Annotated in this window: 17 protein-coding genes; 6 read left to right on the top strand and 11 right to left on the bottom strand. The window is 64.9% G+C overall.

Annotation, left to right across the window (positions count from 1 at the left end; genetic code table 11):
- Positions 1–104 precede the first annotated feature (104 nt).
- Genes OA2633_RS16215 through OA2633_RS14030 form a run of 4 tightly spaced genes read right to left on the bottom strand, consistent with a single transcriptional unit; the run spans position 105 to position 2,087 of the window.
- Positions 105–251, bottom strand: coding sequence for a hypothetical protein (locus OA2633_RS16215; RefSeq protein WP_009803242.1), 147 nt, complete (start codon positions 249–251; stop codon positions 105–107).
- Position 252: 1 nt separating this feature from the next.
- The gene (locus tag OA2633_RS14040; RefSeq protein ID WP_009803241.1) at positions 253–1,098 is read right to left on the bottom strand and encodes a S49 family peptidase; all 846 of its coding nucleotides are present in this window, start codon (positions 1,096–1,098) and stop codon (positions 253–255) included.
- Positions 1,099–1,137: 39 nt separating this feature from the next.
- Complete coding sequence (locus tag OA2633_RS14035) at positions 1,138–1,869, bottom strand: tRNA1(Val) (adenine(37)-N6)-methyltransferase (protein WP_009803240.1); 732 nt, start codon at positions 1,867–1,869, stop codon at positions 1,138–1,140.
- Positions 1,866–2,087 carry a DUF2007 domain-containing protein gene (locus OA2633_RS14030; RefSeq protein ID WP_009803239.1) on the bottom strand — a complete coding sequence of 74 codons (222 nt, stop codon included), beginning with the start codon at positions 2,085–2,087 and terminating at the stop codon, positions 1,866–1,868. The genes OA2633_RS14035 and OA2633_RS14030 overlap by 4 nt, the downstream gene beginning before the upstream one ends.
- Before the next feature lie 215 nt (positions 2,088–2,302).
- Here OA2633_RS14030 and OA2633_RS14025 point away from each other — a divergent pair, with 215 nt between their 5' ends.
- Together OA2633_RS14025 and OA2633_RS14020 are read left to right on the top strand one after the other, a co-directional pair.
- Positions 2,303–3,238, top strand: a complete 936-nt coding sequence (locus OA2633_RS14025) for a polyprenyl synthetase family protein (protein WP_156776446.1) — start codon at positions 2,303–2,305, stop codon at positions 3,236–3,238.
- Between the two features lie 56 nt (positions 3,239–3,294).
- On the top strand, positions 3,295–4,419 hold the full coding sequence (locus OA2633_RS14020; RefSeq protein WP_009803237.1) for a M14-type cytosolic carboxypeptidase: 1,125 nt from the start codon (positions 3,295–3,297) through the stop codon (positions 4,417–4,419).
- 140 nt (positions 4,420–4,559) lie between these two features.
- Here OA2633_RS14020 and OA2633_RS14015 read toward each other — a convergent pair whose 3' ends face one another.
- From OA2633_RS14015 to OA2633_RS13995, 5 genes are read right to left on the bottom strand one after another with little or no spacing between them, the layout of a single operon-like run.
- Positions 4,560–4,796, bottom strand: a complete 237-nt coding sequence (locus tag OA2633_RS14015) for a hypothetical protein (protein ID WP_009803236.1) — start codon at positions 4,794–4,796, stop codon at positions 4,560–4,562.
- Positions 4,797–4,814: 18 nt separating this feature from the next.
- The gene (locus tag OA2633_RS14010) at positions 4,815–5,825 is read right to left on the bottom strand and encodes a hypothetical protein (RefSeq protein ID WP_050752884.1); all 1,011 of its coding nucleotides are present in this window, start codon (positions 5,823–5,825) and stop codon (positions 4,815–4,817) included.
- A complete protein-coding gene (locus tag OA2633_RS14005) occupies positions 5,822–6,700 on the bottom strand; it encodes a 4-(cytidine 5'-diphospho)-2-C-methyl-D-erythritol kinase (RefSeq protein ID WP_040613738.1) in 879 nt (292 codons plus the stop codon). Before OA2633_RS14005 ends, OA2633_RS14010 begins: the two co-directional genes overlap by 4 nt.
- 8 nt (positions 6,701–6,708) lie before the next feature.
- Positions 6,709–8,409 (bottom strand): hypothetical protein, encoded by a 1,701-nt coding sequence (locus tag OA2633_RS14000; protein ID WP_009803233.1) that lies wholly within the window; start codon positions 8,407–8,409, stop codon positions 6,709–6,711.
- Positions 8,410–8,422: 13 nt separating this feature from the next.
- Positions 8,423–10,096, bottom strand: coding sequence for an electron transfer flavoprotein-ubiquinone oxidoreductase (locus tag OA2633_RS13995; protein WP_009803232.1), 1,674 nt, complete (start codon positions 10,094–10,096; stop codon positions 8,423–8,425).
- A 130-nt stretch (positions 10,097–10,226) separates the two neighbouring features.
- Between OA2633_RS13995 and OA2633_RS13990 the strand changes: the two genes are divergently transcribed.
- Positions 10,227–11,012 (top strand): uracil-DNA glycosylase, encoded by a 786-nt coding sequence (locus OA2633_RS13990; RefSeq protein WP_009803230.1) that lies wholly within the window; start codon positions 10,227–10,229, stop codon positions 11,010–11,012.
- On the opposite strand, the gene OA2633_RS13985 is transcribed toward OA2633_RS13990, so the two are convergent.
- Positions 10,998–11,582, bottom strand: a complete 585-nt coding sequence (locus OA2633_RS13985; RefSeq protein ID WP_009803229.1) for a TIGR04282 family arsenosugar biosynthesis glycosyltransferase — start codon at positions 11,580–11,582, stop codon at positions 10,998–11,000. The two genes, OA2633_RS13990 and OA2633_RS13985, sit on opposite strands and share 15 nt — an antisense overlap.
- A complete protein-coding gene (locus tag OA2633_RS13980; protein WP_009803228.1) occupies positions 11,582–12,283 on the bottom strand; it encodes a TIGR04283 family arsenosugar biosynthesis glycosyltransferase in 702 nt (233 codons plus the stop codon). The genes OA2633_RS13985 and OA2633_RS13980 overlap by 1 nt, the downstream gene beginning before the upstream one ends.
- Before the next feature lie 83 nt (positions 12,284–12,366).
- Here OA2633_RS13980 and OA2633_RS13975 point away from each other — a divergent pair, with 83 nt between their 5' ends.
- The 3 genes from OA2633_RS13975 (at position 12,367) to OA2633_RS13965 (ending at position 14,689) form a co-directional block, all read left to right on the top strand.
- Entirely contained in the window at positions 12,367–13,476 is a 1,110-nt protein-coding gene (locus OA2633_RS13975) for a PA0069 family radical SAM protein (RefSeq protein WP_050752916.1), read from the top strand.
- 68 nt (positions 13,477–13,544) lie between these two features.
- Positions 13,545–14,003, top strand: coding sequence for a hypothetical protein (locus OA2633_RS13970; protein ID WP_009803226.1), 459 nt, complete (start codon positions 13,545–13,547; stop codon positions 14,001–14,003).
- A gap of 77 nt (positions 14,004–14,080) precedes the next feature.
- Positions 14,081–14,689: a ribonuclease HII gene (locus OA2633_RS13965; protein WP_009803225.1), complete on the top strand. Its 609-nt coding sequence runs from the start codon at positions 14,081–14,083 to the stop codon at positions 14,687–14,689.
- Positions 14,690–14,767: the final 78 nt, after the last annotated feature.

Genomic DNA, 14,767 nt, shown 5'->3' with positions numbered 1-14,767 from the left:
ATCCCGGCCTTGAGCCGGGATCTGCCCGTTTCATTTCTGTGATCAGAATAGAGAGCTTTCGGTAGATCCCGGATCGCTTCGCGTCCGGGATGACAAGGAAAACCCTACCCTCGCCCCTCGCGCTCAAGCTTGCGCCGGACCGCTTCGGCAGCAGCGTCCGCGGTCTTGTCGCGGCGGGTTTTGGCGGGACGGGTGAAGAAGATGAAGGCGATCACCGCGCCCGCCGCCAGCAGAAGCGTCAGCTCCAGCATTCTAGAGCCCGAAGCGCGCCCAGACTGCGCGCAGTTCAACGCCATCGAGCGCCGCGCCGAACAGACGCGAGAGCGGGCCTTGGCGGGCGGGGCTGAACACTTTCACGCGCACATCCTCGCCAAAGCGGGCGCGAACGACGCTGCGCAGATCGCCGATTTCGTCGGCGATGCCGTTCTGGAGGGCTTCGGTTCCGGTAAAGACCGAGCCGTCAAACAGCTCCTCGCCCTCTTGCGGATTGAGCTTCTCGCCCCGGCGCGATTTGACGAGCTCGATAAACTGGCCGTGCACGGTGTTGAGCAAACGCTCCATGCGTTCTTTCTGGGCGTCGGTCTCGGGCGAGAACGGATCAGCGATCAGCTTGCTCTTGCCCGCCGTCTTCACCCGACGCTCGACGCCGAGTTTCTCCATCGCCTCGGTAAAGCCGAAGCCCGCATTGATGACGCCGATGGAGCCGATGATGGTGGCGGGGTCGACGAAGATCTCATCGGCTGCAACCGCCAGGAAGTACCCGCCGGACGCGGCCACATCCTCACAGAAGGCGAGCACGGCCTTGTCCTTCTCATTCGCCAGCGCGCGGATGCGCTCATGGATGAGGCGCGACTGCACCGGGCTGCCGCCGGGTGAGTTGATCAGGAGCGCTACGGCGGACGCGTCCGTCATCGAGAAGGCTTTCTCGATCTGTTTCTCCACCCGCTGCAGGTTCAGGGCGTTGGCGTTGCGCCCGCCCGACATGATCACTCCTTCCAGCCGGATGACCGGCACCACGGGCTTGTCCATGCCCAGAAGGCTGATGACGGCCTGGCAGGTCTTGTCCCAGGCCGATTTCAGAGTGTCTTTTGCTGACATTGTTTTGCGTCTCCAACCAGATAGGAGAGAGGTGGGGTGTCAGCGGCGAAACTCAAGCCGCGCCTCGCCCCGGAAGATCGCATCCGCGTCCGCCGTGAAACCGGTCCCGCCCGCTTCATGCAGGACCAGCGGCGGCCGGAGCTGTAGTCGCCCTTTGGCGGTTTTCGTCGCCTGCACCAGGACGCGCTTGGCGGGCTCGTCCGCGTGCGCCTGAACGGGAAGCACGTTCACCGCCCCCGCCCGCCCCTTCAGCGCCACCAGAATGTCATCCAGCCGGTCCGCCCGTTGAATGACCGTGAGGACGCCGCCCGATCTGAGACGACGCAAGCCCGTATCGATCCAGGCTGCAAGCCCTGCATCCGACATCCAGGCGGGCGACTTTCCCGCCTTGGGCGCACGTAGGGCGGACGGATCATCAAAATAGGGCGGGTTGAAGAAGACGGCGTCCAGCTCGCGCTCGTCGCGATAGGCCAGCGCATCCCCTTCCGAAACCCGGACCCGGCCTTCCATTCGGTTGAGCGCCACATTGTCCTGCGCCAAGGCCGCCGCTCTCGGGTCCAGCTCGACGCCCGTGAGCTCCACATCCTCATAGAGCGCCGCCGCGCCCAGAAGCGCCGCGCCGGCGCCGCAGCCAAACTCCATGGCGCGCTGACCCGCTTTGAGATTCAGCGCCGCGACCAGCACGGCCGCGTCCATTCCGGCCCGATAGCCGTCTTCAAGCTGGTACAGGCTGATCTTGCCGCCAAGAAAGGCGTCCGGCGTCTGCGTCACGTTTCCTGATCATCCTTGAGCGCTTCGGCCAGCAGGGCCTTGGCGCGATCCCGGTCCTGCTCTCGCACGAGAATCCGACGCTTGATCCAGGGCAAGGCCCCGCCAAAGGTCGAGGCGGTCTGCTCGTCCAGCGTCACCGCCTCGATCCCCGCCTCCTTGAGGACGGCCTGCGCGAAACTGAGTTTCACGGGATCGTTTGTCGCAAGCACTTCGATCATTCCGGTCTCCGACCTATATGCGTGTTCACCTATAATGAACCGTCCAATGCGTTGGCACAGCGTCGCGTGCTTGCCGCTTCAGGGGGCGCTCCCTATTGTGCGGCGCGCTGAACGAGAACATCAAGGGGCTCGGGGTGAACGGACTCCCTCAGGCAGACATTCAGGCAGAACCGGTCAATCCGGTGATCCGGCTGGCCACGCTCGCCAGCGATGACATGGCCGCCGTGGAGGCCGTGATCGAGGAACGTATGGCCAGCGCCACGCGCTCCATACCCCAGACTGCAGACTATCTGGTCGCCGCTGGCGGCAAGCGCATCCGCCCCCTGATCACCGTCACCGCCGCCCGCATGCTGGGCTATGAGGGCGACGGGCATGTCTCCCTCGCGGCGGCCGTTGAGTACATCCATTCGGCCACGCTGCTGCATGACGATGTGGTCGATGAAAGCGAGCTGCGCCGGGGCAAGGCGCCCGCCAACACTGTCTGGGGCAACGCCCATTCGGTTCTGGTCGGCGATTTCCTGTTTGCGCGCTCCTTCATGATGATGGTCGACGCCGGCTCCATGGACGCGCTCCATGTCTTGAGCCGCGCCGCTTCGGTGATCGCCGAGGGCGAGGTGCGCCAGCTGGCCGCCGTGCGCAATATCGACATCAGCCGCGATGAATACATGAGCATCATCGATGCGAAGACCGCGGCCCTGTTCTCCGCCGCCGCCCAGGTCGCTCCGATCCTTTACGGCTCGGACAAGGCGATCGAAGACGGTCTGGAGACCTATGGCCGCGAACTGGGTCTCGCCTTCCAGCTTGTGGACGATGCGCTTGACTATGGCGGCATGGCTGCAGAGCTGGGCAAGAACACCGGCGACGATTTCCGCGAAGGCAAGATCACCCTGCCCGTCGCGCTCGCCATGGAAAACGCCAGCGCCCGCGAACGCGCGTTCTGGAAACGCGTCATCAGCGACGGCGAGCAGACCGACGCCGATTTCGACGAGGCCCTCGCCATCCTGAAGAAACACGGCGCCCTCGACGCCACGCTCGAAGCCGCCCGCACGCACGCCGCGAACGCGGTCAACGCGCTCAAGATCGCACCACAGAACGAATGGACAGAGGCGCTGGCCGCCCTTCCAGAATTCGTTGTCGAGCGCGCATACTGATCCACCGGGCGGCCTTGGCCGCCCTTTTCACATCTGCAAACCGCTAAAGGTCCGCCATGCGCATCTCCAGCCAGTTTGATTCCGGCAATATCGTTGTGAAGTCCGCCACCGATCCCAAGGACATCCGCCTTGAGATCCGAAAGGACAATGGCTCGGATTTCTATCAATGGTTCCATTTCCGCCTGTCGGGCGCGAAGGGCCAGACCTGCCGCATGGTGATCGAGAACGCCGGCGGCGCGGCCTATCTCGATGGCTGGGACGGCTATCAGGCCGTCGCGTCCGAAGACCGCGAAAGCTGGGAGCGGATCGAGACCTCCTATGCGGACGGTCAGCTGGTCCTGACGCTCACCCCGGATGCGGACGCGGTGTGGGTCGCCTATTTTGCCCCCTACTCCATGGCCCGCCATGACGCCCTGATCGCGGCGTGCCAGGCCGATCCGCGCGTGACGCTCGATGTGATCGGGGAAACCCTGGACGGTCGTGACGTGGACCGCCTGATTGTGGGCGAGCCGGGCGAGGGCAAGAAGACGCTGTGGATCACCGCGCGCCAGCACCCGGGCGAAAGCATGGCCGAATGGGCGGCCGAGGGCCTTCTGGAACGCCTGCTTGATGACACTGATCCGGTCGCGCGCAATCTGCTGTCAAAAGCCGTCTTCCACATCGTGCCGAACATGAACCCGGACGGGTCCTTCCGCGGCCATCTGCGCACGAACGCCAAGGGCGTGAACCTCAACCGCGAATGGGACAAGGCGAGCGCGGAAAACTCTCCCGAAGTCAAATGCGTGCTCGACGCCATGGAAGAGACAGGGGTCGACTTCTTCCTCGACATGCATGGCGATGAGGGCCTGCCCTACAACTTCATTGCGGGCGCCGAAGGCGTGCCGGGCTGGACGGACGCTGACCAGAAGAAGCTCGATGGCTACAAGGCGGAGCTGAAACGCTTCAACCCCGATTTTCAGACCCAGTTCGGCTATAAGGTCGATGCGCCGAACAGCGCCGACCTCTCCATCGCCACCCACTGGATGCGCCATCATTTCGGCTGTCTCGCCATGACGCTGGAAATGCCCTTCAAGGACAATGCGGACATGCCGGACACGATCTATGGCTGGTCGCCCGAACGCTCCATGAAGCTCGGCGCCAGCCAGCTCGACGCCATCCGCGCGATGCTGGATCGGCTGTAGGTTCTATGCCGCTACGGACCATGCCTTACCACTTTGTCATCCCGGCCCTGAGCCGGGATCTACTGCAGGCGTCTCTGTGATCAGAACAGAGTGATTTCGGTAGATCCCGGATCGCTGCGCGTCCGGGATGACAATTGGTATTACGAGTGAGGGAGTTCAGAAGGTTCGTAGCGGCAAGTTTCGTACTCTTCTGGGCTCATTGGGGCTGAAGTCCCCCGTTGTTCGTCTGAGCATTCACAAACCTGAGCCTCTTCGACCCAGCGACCACCACCATCAAGGCAAGCATCCATCGGGTCGTAGATCATCAGAGCCACCCCAACGACACAAGCAATCAGCAACATGGCCAAGAGCATCAGTGCCAGGATCAACCTGTTCATCGAAGCCTCCTGATCCAGCTACCGCCCAACAATGCGCCCGACCGAGACGTGCAAGCCGGTCAGGACGACCACCCAGACCGCGAAGACCAGCGGCACGCCGCCGTCCATGATCTGCGCGGCGAGAAGCCCCGTGAGCCCGATCACAGCGGTCAGCCCGCCATAGACAAGCGCAATGGCCTGATGGCTCCATCCGCTATCAATCAGGCGCTGATAGGCATGCTCGCGATGCGCTGACAGCGAAAAGCGGCCATGCCGCGCCCGGCGCAAGAGTGTCAGCAGCACATCGGCCAGAAACACCAGCACCAAGAGCGGGGCGAGCCAGAGCGTGCCGGAAAAGCCGTGATTGACGAGCGCCAGCGCTCCGCCGGCATAGAGCGCGCCGGCGCCCAGCGCGCCCACATCCCCGGCAAAGAGCTTCGCAGGCGGCCAGTTCAGCAGCACGAAGCCCGCAAGGCTCGCGGCCAGCAGCACCCCTGTGATGACGCTGGTCATCACGCCCGCCGCAAGGCCCGCCAGAGCCAGCGCGATGCCTGCGGGGATCATTACCGCGGCGAGAATGCCGTCCGAGCCATCCATGAAGTTCACAGCGTTCACAACGACAAAGACAAAGAGCGCCGAGCCGATCCAGCCGACCAGCGGCGGCAGCGCAAAACCCAGCTCATAGGTCAGCCCAAAGCGGGTGACGGGCCCGGCCGCAGTCACCATCGCCAGACAGAAAATGATGAAGGCGGCGAGCTTCAGGCGCTCATCGAGCACGAACAGATCATCAAGAAAGCCAAGAAACGCGAACATCAGGGTCACCGCCAGCACGCCGCCCAGCGCACCCGCGCCCAGCGGGAACAGGCTCGCGATGATCGCACCCGCCCCCATGCCCGCCAGCACGCCCAGCCCGCCCCCGCGCGGCGTGGGCGCGCTATGGCTCGACCGGGCGTTGGGGAAATCGAGAATGCCGCCCTTCAGGACGAGGAAGGAGACAATCAGGCTGACCAGCCCGGCGCTCGCCGCCATGGCGATCACCGCCCCGCTCACGCCGCGCCCCCGAAGACCACGGCCTTTGCCGTCCAGTCCGCATGTTCGCGCGCAATCACGTCGGCGCCGGCCTGGGCGGCGTCTGCAGTCTCGAACAGCGCAAAGCAGCTGGCGCCAGAGCCGGACATGCGCGCCAGACGCGCGCCGGGTTGAGCGGACAGCACATCAAGCGCCGTCTGGATCACCGGCGTCTGCGCGATGGCGGGCGCCTGAAGGTCATTGCCATCCAGCAGAAGGCGGTCGATGGCGTCATCCAGCGTGCCGGCGATCATCGGCTTGCCTGGCATGAGCCGGCCCGGCTCGGTCGCGTCATACGCCTTGAAGACGGGCCCTGTCGGCACCGGCGCGCCGGGATGCACGATCACCCCATGAAGGGCGGGCCAGGCGATCAGCGGGGTCACCCGCTCGCCAATTCCTTCCATCCGCAGAGGCCGCGCATGCACGCAGGCGGGCACATCCGCGCCCACAACCGTGCCGATCTCGGCGAGTTGCTTGATCGAGAAACCCAGATCCCAGACCCGGTTGAGAAGGCGCAGGGCGGCGGCGGCGTCTGACGATCCCCCGCCCAGCCCCGCGGCAACGGGCAAATGCTTGTCGAGGGTCAGCGTCGCGCCCAGCTCGGGCTTGTCGGCGGCGGCGCGCAACGCATAGGCGGCCTTGAGCACCAGATTCTGCGGATCGGCCTGCAATCCCTCAGCGCCCGGCCCGGTCAGGCTGAGCGTCAGCGTCTCGGCAGGCAGCGCCCGGAGCTGATCGCTCCAGTCCGCGAACACCACAAGGGACTCAAGCGGATGATAGCCATCGGCGCGCGGTCCGCCGACACGCAGGGTGAGGTTGACCTTGGCGGGGGCGAATTCTGTGGCGGCGTCCGTCATGACGTCGCTCATGGCAGATCGGGCGGCCCGGCGTCCAGTCCCAGCTCCAGCCGCCGTTCGACCAGCGCGCGCTCGTCTTCATCGAGATCCAGCTCCAGCGACCGGCGCCATTGAAAACGGGCTTCCAGCGTGCGCCCTGCGGCGGCGTAGGCGTCGCCCAGATGCCAGTTATTGGTGCCGCTGTCAGGGCTGAGCGTGACCGCCCGTTCCAGCCAGTAGATCGCCTCGTCAACTTGGCCGAGCTTGAACTGGCCCCAGCCCAGCGAGTCCACGATGGCGCCATTGGACGGCTCAAGCGAGACGGCCCTCTCAACCATTTGAAGGCCGCGCTCCATCTGCTCGCCCTCGACGATCAGGTTATAGCCCAGATGATTGAGCAGCATGGGTTCGTTCGGAGCCAGATCAAGCGCCTCTTCGAACAGGGGCGCCGCAGCGTCCCAGCCGTCTGCGATCTCCACACAGGCCGCATGATAGAAGACAAAGCGCCAGTCCGGCTGACCGCGTTCCGCAGCTGCTTCAGAGACGCGGGCATAGATCGGAATGGCCTCGCCGCACCGGTCGGTGACGCGCAGCATGTCGGCCAGCAAAAGCTGTCGGGACTGGCTCGGCGTGTCTTGGACCAGCGCCCGCGCTTCCTGCACCAGCGACTCGCGCTGATCCATGCGGAATTCCAGCCAGAGGCGACTGACCAGAACCTGCTCCAGAAGCGGCCCGTCATCAATCTTGCGATACTCGTCGACCGCCGCCTCGCGCAGATCGAGCGTATCCAGGAGCTGCGCGATAGTGAGCGTATTGTAGTCGAACCCGGGGTCCAGACGCTGAACCACGCGCAGGAACAGCACGGTGTATTCCCCGGACGCCCGGTTGCTGATGAGCGAAGCGGGCGGAAACAGCGCCCGCGCTGCGGCCTGACGGAGCGTGTACATGCGCGGCGCGCGCCCGCCCCGGTCGACCCGCGACAGCGCCGCTGCAATATCCGAACGCTCGGCGCCGGGCCCCTCCAGAGCACTGGCGTACAAGGAGCGCGCTTCATCACGCCGTTCCTGACGCTCCAGGAAAGCGCCGTACATCAAGGTGTTGAACGCTCTCAGGCCCGGCACGCCCGCCAGCGCTTCCCGGTAGGCGGCATCCGCCGCATCATCCTGTCCCAGATAGTCCAGGACCAGCGCGCGATGCATCTGTTGCTGGGCGGGGATCATGTCCTCGCTCTCAAGATGAATGCGGGTTTGCGTCCAGGCCGGTGCGTCACCGCGCGCCAGACCGTCCCAGTCAGACAGCACAGTGCTGACCAGCGTGGAGAAGGGCCCGATGGGCGCCGTGCCGATCCGGGCCGCCTCACGTCCGCGACCCAGCTGGATCACGCGCCAGTAAAGCTCTGCAATCTGGGCGGTTTCAGGATCATTCGCCGCGGCTTCCGCCGCCGCATCCGCATGATCGAAATCGCCCGCGATCAGAGCCGCAAAGAATGCGCGTTGGGAGATCAGGCCCGATTCCGGCGCTCGCTCGAGCGCGTCGGCATAATACGCGGCGGACGCATCAAGCTCGCGGGAGGCGCCGGCATACCGCGCCGCCAGATAAGAGCCATAGGCCGATCCGTGCTCATCGCGAAAGATGGGATAGGGCGCACTGACGCACGCGCTCAGAGACAGCCCCAGCCCGAAAGCCAGGACCGATCTCAACGCGGCGCGAATGCCGGGTGCGGGGCGCATGCTCGCCCCGCCCTTACATGTTCGGATAATTGGGACCGCCGCCGCCTTCAGGCGTGGTCCAGTTGATGTTCTGGTTCGGATCCTTGATGTCGCAGGTTTTGCAATGCACGCAGTTCTGCGCGTTGATCACGAACTTGGGCTCGCCGCCTTCATCCGGGGTCACCCATTCATAGACAGCCGCCGGGCAATACCGCGCGGACGGACCGCCATAGACATCGTACTCGGACGATTTCTGCAGCGCCGGATCCTTAACCTTGAGGTGGATCGGCTGATCCTCCTCATGGTTGGTGTTGGAGATGAACACCGAGGACAGACGGTCAAAGGTCAGAACGCCATCAGGCTTGGGATAATCGATCTGCTTGCACTTGTCGGCGGGCTTGAGCGCCTCGGCGTCGGTGCCGCCATGGCTCATCGTGCCGAAGATCGAGAAGCCGAACAGATAGTTGGTCCACATGTCGAGACCGCCCAGCGCGACGCCCAGCACCGTGCCGAACCTGGTCCAGAGCGGCTTGGCGTTGCGAACGGTCTTGAGCTCTTTCTTGACCCAGGACTTGTCATAGGCGTCGGCATAGGCCGTCAGCTCGTCGCCCTGACGGCCCTCGGCGATGGCGTCGAACGCGGCTTCGGCGGCCATCATGCCGGTCTTCATGGCGTTATGGCTGCCCTTGATGCGGGGCACGTTCACGAAGCCGGCCGAACAGCCGATCAGCGCGCCGCCCGGGAAGGTCAGCTTGGGCACGGACTGATAGCCGCCCTCGGTGATCGCCCGCGCGCCATAGGACAGACGCTCCGCGCCCTCGAAGATCGGCGCGATGTCGGGGTGCGTCTTGAAGCGCTGGAATTCGCCGAACGGGAAGAGGTGCGGGTTCTTGTAGTTAAGGTGAACCACAAAGCCGACCGCGACCAGATTGTCGCCGAAATGATAGAGGAAGGAGCCGCCGCCCGTGGAATTGTCCAGCGGCCAGCCCATGGTGTGCTGCACCCGGCCCTTCTTGAAGTTCTCCGGCTTCACGCGCCAGAGCTCCTTCATGCCGATGCCGAATTTCTGCGGATCGCGATCCTCGCTCAGCCCGTATTTGTCGATCAGCTGCTTGGACAGCGAGCCGCGCGCGCCTTCGCCGATCAGGACATACTTGCCGCGCAGCTCCATGCCGGGCTGGTACATGTCCTTGTGACCGCCATCGCGCGCCACGCCCATATCCCCGGTGATGACGCCCTTGACGACGCCGTCTTCCTCGATGAACTCGGCGGCGGGGAAGCCGGGATAGATCTCCACGCCCATGGCCTCGGCCTTTTCAGCCAGCCAGCGGCACAGATTGGCCAGCGAGCCGACATAGCAGCCATGATTGTGCATGAAGGGCGGCATGCCGAAGCCGGGGATCGTCGCGGAGCCCGCTTCGCCCAGCGCCATGAAGACGTCTTCCTCGACCTGGGTGTCGAAGGGCTGGCTGGGATCGTTGCGCCAGTCCGGCAGCAATTCATCGAGCGCCTTGGGATCGAATACGACGCCCGAGAGGATGTGCGCGCCGACTTCGGAGCCCTTTTCAAGAACGGCGATGGAGAGGTCCTGCCCCGTTTCCTCGCAGCGTTGCTTCAGACGGATGGCCGCCGCAAGGCCGGCCGGACCAGCCCCTGCGATGACCACATCATATTCCATGGATTCGCGCTCGATAGACCCGTCGGCCATGTCGTCTCCTACAGTCTCAGCCCCTGCAGCGCTCTTTCGCTGGCGCCGCATTCCCTTTCGTATTAACCCAGCCTTGCGCTATGAGCTAGGGTGAAGCCTCACACGGACCAGATCGGATATCCGCCGCGTCATGACCGCCCCGCTGAACCCTGAAGACATCCGTGCCCTGAAGAGCCTGATCAGCTGGTGGGAGCAGTCCGGCGTCGAGGCGCTTCCGCCCCTGCCCGCGCCCAAATCGGCTCGACCCGCGCCGCCGCCTTCCATGGAGGCACGGGCTACGGGCGCCCAGGCGCGTCAGGCGGGATTCGGCGCCGCGCCGACCCAGAATGGCCGCGCCATGGCTCAGGCCGCCCAGACCGTGGGCGAACTCAAACAGGCGCTCGACGCCTTTGACGGCTGCCCGCTCAAGGCGACCGCCACCCAGACCGTGTACGCGCGCGGCAATCCGCAGGCGGATGTCATGGTGGTTGGCGAGGCGCCTGGCCGGGATGAGGATCGCGAGGGCGCGCCCTTCATCGGACAGGCCGGCCAGTTGCTGGACCGGATGCTGGCCGCTATCGGGCTCAATGAAACCAGCGCCTACATCACCAATGTCGTGTTCTGGCGCCCGCCGGGCAATCGCAAGCCCACTGATGCGGAGATCGAGGCCTGCTTGCCCTTCGCCGAACGCCATATCGAGCTGGTCCGCCCCAAGGTGATCGTCTTTGCGGGCGGCATCTCTGCGCAAAGCCTGCTGCACTCCAAGGCCGGCATCATGGCGCTGCGCGGGCGCTGGCATGACTACACGCTCAGCGATGGGACCATGATCCCCGCCCTGCCCATGTACCACCCCGCCTTCCTGCTGCGTCGTCCGCAGGAGAAGGCCAAAAGCTGGCAGGATCTGTTGAGCCTGAAGGCGAAGCTAGCCGCGCTTTAGATCCGACGCCTCATCCACATCGCGCAAGCGTCTCAACAGCCTGACGCGCTCCATCCCGTGCAGGCTCAGCTGGCGTTCGAGATCGTTGCGCGTCTCCTCATGGGACCAGCGCATGCCGTCAAGCAGGCCCTCCGGGGCCGGGCCGTTCAGCGCGAGCAGCCAATAGCCACCATCCTCGGCCGGGCCGATCACGGCGTCATGGCGCTTGAGGCCAGAGAACGCCGCCGCAATGTCGGCGCGGGTGATCTGGGGCGCATCCGATCCGATCACGCAGACTGGTGCGCGATGCGCGAACACGCGCGCCTGTCGCGCGCCCAGATCACCGCCGCCCTGCAGGGCGCGCGGCAGATGATCGGGCCAGACACCGGGGAAACGACGACGCAGCGCTCGCTCCGGGCTGAGCGTGATGACGGTCTCCCAGCGCGGGTCAGTCAGGCGGCGCAATAATATCGCCGTCATGGCCCGATGCCGCCGCCAGGCCTGCACCTTGCCGATGCCCCTGGCGAGACGGGTCTTGGCGCCGCCGATCACGGGCGCCTTCACAAAGACAACAAGCCGGGGCCGGGACATCAGCGATAACTCCTGGCGAGGTCTGACGGGCGGGCGCCCAGAAAATAGCGCGCCAGCAGAACCAGATTCTTCATCGACCGGCGACGATAGCCGTCAGCCAGGAACTTCTCCGCGCTTGTCTCCGCTCGCGCCGTCAGGGGCCAGAGCCGGTGCTTGCCGATGCGGCGCACCAGATCGACATCCTCGAACAGGGGCCAGGGCTTGAACCCGCCCAGCCGGTCGTAGAAATCCGCGCGGATAAGCAGGCCCTGATCGCCATAGGGCAAACCGAAGGTGCGACAACGCCAGTCCACGGCGCGCTCCAGCCGGCGTGCGCGATGGGACATGTCATCGAGCGTGAACCGGAAATAGCCCGCCCGGTCGCGATGGGCGTTCGCCGACATGAAGGCCGCGACTTCCGTCGACCAGCCCGGCGACAGCCGTGTATCGGCGTGCAGGACCAGCAGCCAGTCCTCCGCCCTGATCCGGGAGCGGGCATAGGCTGCGCCCGCAGCGAGCTGCGCGCCGCGCCCTTTCGCCCCCTGCACCAGATGGCAGCCCAGCCGCCGTGCGGTCTGCGCCGTGCCATCGGTCGAGCCTCCATCGGCCACGACCCAGCCCGCCGACAGACCGGCGCGCTCGGCCTCGGCGAGGCTTTGAAGCGTGCGCTCCAGGCGGGTGTTGGCGTTCAGCGTGGGCAGGAGAGTGATGATCTGGCTCATAGGAGTGAGAAACTCCGGCGGCGCTGTGGAGTCAATGCAAAAATGTTCTTGATATGTTCCAAGCTCTGAGTCACCGTCGGGACATGACCGCACGCTTTGTTCCCGCCCGGGGCATGAGCCCCCTTCCCGAGCCGCTGCAACCGCGCGGCCGCGCCGCCACCTCCAATGCGTCGGGGCGCTTCGAGCGCGACACGCGCGAGCCCTTTGACGATGGCTGGGGCGAAACCGACGCCGCCCCCAAACAGATCCGCACCACGCTGATCAAGGACAATAGCCGCACCATCATCGCCACCAATGACAGCCCGGACATCTCGTTCAACCGGTCGATCAATCCGTACAGGGGGTGTGAGCATGGCTGCATCTATTGCTATGCGCGGCCCAGCCACGCCTATTGGGGCTATTCGGCGGGCGTCGACTTTGAAAGCATGCTGTTCTTCAAGCCCGGCGCCGCGCGCCTGTTAGAGCAGCAATTTCGCAAGCCGTACTACCAGGTTGAACCGATTGTGATCGGCGCGAACACCGACGCCTATCAACCGATCGAGCGGCAATTGCGTTTGACGCGCTCGATCCTCGAGGTCTGCCTGCGCTTCAAGCATCCGGTCAGCCTGATCACCAAATCCGCCGCGATCACCCGCGATCTCGACATCCTGTCCGAACTTGCGGCCCTCGGGCTCGTCAAGGCTGCGATCTCCCTCACCACGCTGGATCGCAAGCTTGCCCGCGCCATGGAGCCCAGGGCCGCAACCCCCAGACGCCGCCTCGAAGCGATGGAAGCGCTGTCAAAGGCCGGCGTGCCGCTGACGGTGATGACCGCGCCGGTCATTCCAGGCCTCACCGATCACGAGATCGAAAACCTCCTGAAGGCGTCGGCCAATGCCGGGGCGCAAAGCGCGGGCTATGTGCTGCTGCGCCTGCCGCTCGAGGTGCGCGACCTCTTCCATGACTGGCTGCGCAAGGTGAGGCCCGATGCAGCGGACAAGGTGATCAACATGGTGCGCGATACGCGCGGCGGCATGGATTACAGTTCGGAGTTTCACGTGCGCGGGCACGGCCAGGGCCCCATCGCGGATATGATCTCCAAGCGGTTCCGCGCCGGCGTGCGCCGCTATGGTCTGGACAAGGACCGTGTGAAATTGCGCTGCGACCTCTTTGAGCGCCCGCTCGACACCGAGGACCAGCTCAGCCTGTTCTGATCCCCCCTGTTCAGGTCATGGACACGGTGCGCTCCGCCGGCAGACTTCCCCCGGCAAAGGGGGAACTCATGCAACTTTTCAGAACACTCATTCTGGGCGTCGCGCTCATGGCGGGCGTGATGACACTGGGCTCGTGCGGCTCCGGCAGCGTGGATTCCATGATCCGCAGCACAATGGATGACGACGTCATCGCCGCCGCGGAAAACATGGTCACCTATCTGGTCGAAGAAGATCGCGACGCCATTCTGGCGCATGCCCACACGCTCGCGCGCATCCAGTTCAGCAGCGGCGGGGCCCTTGATCCCCTGTTCGCCGCCTTTCCGGACACCCCGCCCGACACTCAGAGTTTCGTCCAGTCAGAGACCTCGGCCTATACGCGCATCGGCGGCGGCAGCGGCATCCAGCATGACGTGGTCATGGCGCTGACCTTCAACGAGACCGAACGCTATCTGCTGACCCTGAACTTCCGCATGATTGATGACGAACCGCGTGTGCTCTTCATCGAGTTTGAATCAGCGCCGGACTAGAGCCCGGCTGCAGACTTGTGCGGAGGTGCGATACGCGGCACGAGGAGGTTTTGCTGACGACGCACAGAGTCCTTCCCATGCCTGAAACGCGCCCCACCCCCCTCATCGCCGGTGTTGACGAAGCCGGGCGCGGACCGCTGGCCGGGCCTGTGGTGTGCGCCGCGGTGATCCTGCCGGCGAACTTCTCTGCGCTGGATCAGCTTGATGATTCCAAGAAGCTCAGTGAAAAGCGCCGCGCCGCCCTGTCCGCCATCATCCGGGCCGAGGCGCGGGTGGGCGTGGGCATCGCCGAGCCGGTCGAGATCGACCGGCTGAACGTGCTCCACGCCACCATGGCCGCCATGGTCCGCGCGGTTGAGGGCCTCGGCGTTATCCCCGATGAAATCCTGATCGATGGAAATCGTGTTCCGGCAGGTTTGAGCGCTCCGGCGCGGGCGATTGTGGGCGGGGATGGCCGCGAGGCCTGCATTGGCGCGGCTTCGATCATCGCCAAGACCTTGCGCGACCAGATCATGATCGAGGCGGAAAACCGCTTTAGCGGCTATGGCTTGGCGGGGCACAAGGGCTATCCCAGCCCCAGTCACAAGGCCGCGCTCGAAAATCTCGGCGCCGCGCCCATCCATCGGCTAAGCTATGCGCCGGTGCAGCAGGCCAGACAGGCGCGCGGCCTCTGGAGCACCACATAATGAATCGGCCTTAACCATCGGGTAAGCCGAAACGATTCACCCCTCAGGGAATCAGCGCTGTTGCGAACAGAAGGGCGA

Origin of the sequence: Oceanicaulis sp. HTCC2633 (assembly GCF_000152745.1) — a bacterium.
Lineage (GTDB): Bacteria > Pseudomonadota > Alphaproteobacteria > Caulobacterales > Maricaulaceae > Oceanicaulis.
Note: the sequence above shows the minus strand (reverse complement) of the source record. Positions and strands in the feature narration are given on the sequence as shown.

Excerpts from the sequence above, each read along its gene's own strand:
- OA2633_RS16215 (WP_009803242.1), bottom strand. The coding sequence starts at position 251 with ATGCTGGAGCTGACGCTTCTGCTGGCGGCGGGCGCGGTGATCGCCTTC.
- OA2633_RS14040 (WP_009803241.1), bottom strand. The coding sequence starts at position 1,098 with ATGTCAGCAAAAGACACTCTGAAATCGGCCTGGGACAAGACCTGCCAG.
- OA2633_RS14030 (WP_009803239.1), bottom strand. The coding sequence starts at position 2,087 with ATGATCGAAGTGCTTGCGACAAACGATCCCGTGAAACTCAGTTTCGCG.
- OA2633_RS14025 (WP_156776446.1), top strand. The coding sequence starts at position 2,303 with ATGGCCGCCGTGGAGGCCGTGATCGAGGAACGTATGGCCAGCGCCACG.
- OA2633_RS14020 (WP_009803237.1), top strand. The coding sequence starts at position 3,295 with ATGCGCATCTCCAGCCAGTTTGATTCCGGCAATATCGTTGTGAAGTCC.
- OA2633_RS14015 (WP_009803236.1), bottom strand. The coding sequence starts at position 4,796 with ATGAACAGGTTGATCCTGGCACTGATGCTCTTGGCCATGTTGCTGATT.
- OA2633_RS14005 (WP_040613738.1), bottom strand. The coding sequence starts at position 6,700 with ATGACGGACGCCGCCACAGAATTCGCCCCCGCCAAGGTCAACCTCACC.
- OA2633_RS14000 (WP_009803233.1), bottom strand. The coding sequence starts at position 8,409 with ATGCGCCCCGCACCCGGCATTCGCGCCGCGTTGAGATCGGTCCTGGCT.
- OA2633_RS13995 (WP_009803232.1), bottom strand. The coding sequence starts at position 10,096 with ATGGCCGACGGGTCTATCGAGCGCGAATCCATGGAATATGATGTGGTC.
- OA2633_RS13990 (WP_009803230.1), top strand. The coding sequence starts at position 10,227 with ATGACCGCCCCGCTGAACCCTGAAGACATCCGTGCCCTGAAGAGCCTG.
- OA2633_RS13985 (WP_009803229.1), bottom strand. The coding sequence starts at position 11,582 with ATGTCCCGGCCCCGGCTTGTTGTCTTTGTGAAGGCGCCCGTGATCGGC.
- OA2633_RS13980 (WP_009803228.1), bottom strand. The coding sequence starts at position 12,283 with ATGAGCCAGATCATCACTCTCCTGCCCACGCTGAACGCCAACACCCGC.
- OA2633_RS13975 (WP_050752916.1), top strand. The coding sequence starts at position 12,367 with ATGACCGCACGCTTTGTTCCCGCCCGGGGCATGAGCCCCCTTCCCGAG.
- OA2633_RS13970 (WP_009803226.1), top strand. The coding sequence starts at position 13,545 with ATGCAACTTTTCAGAACACTCATTCTGGGCGTCGCGCTCATGGCGGGC.
- OA2633_RS13965 (WP_009803225.1), top strand. The coding sequence starts at position 14,081 with ATGCCTGAAACGCGCCCCACCCCCCTCATCGCCGGTGTTGACGAAGCC.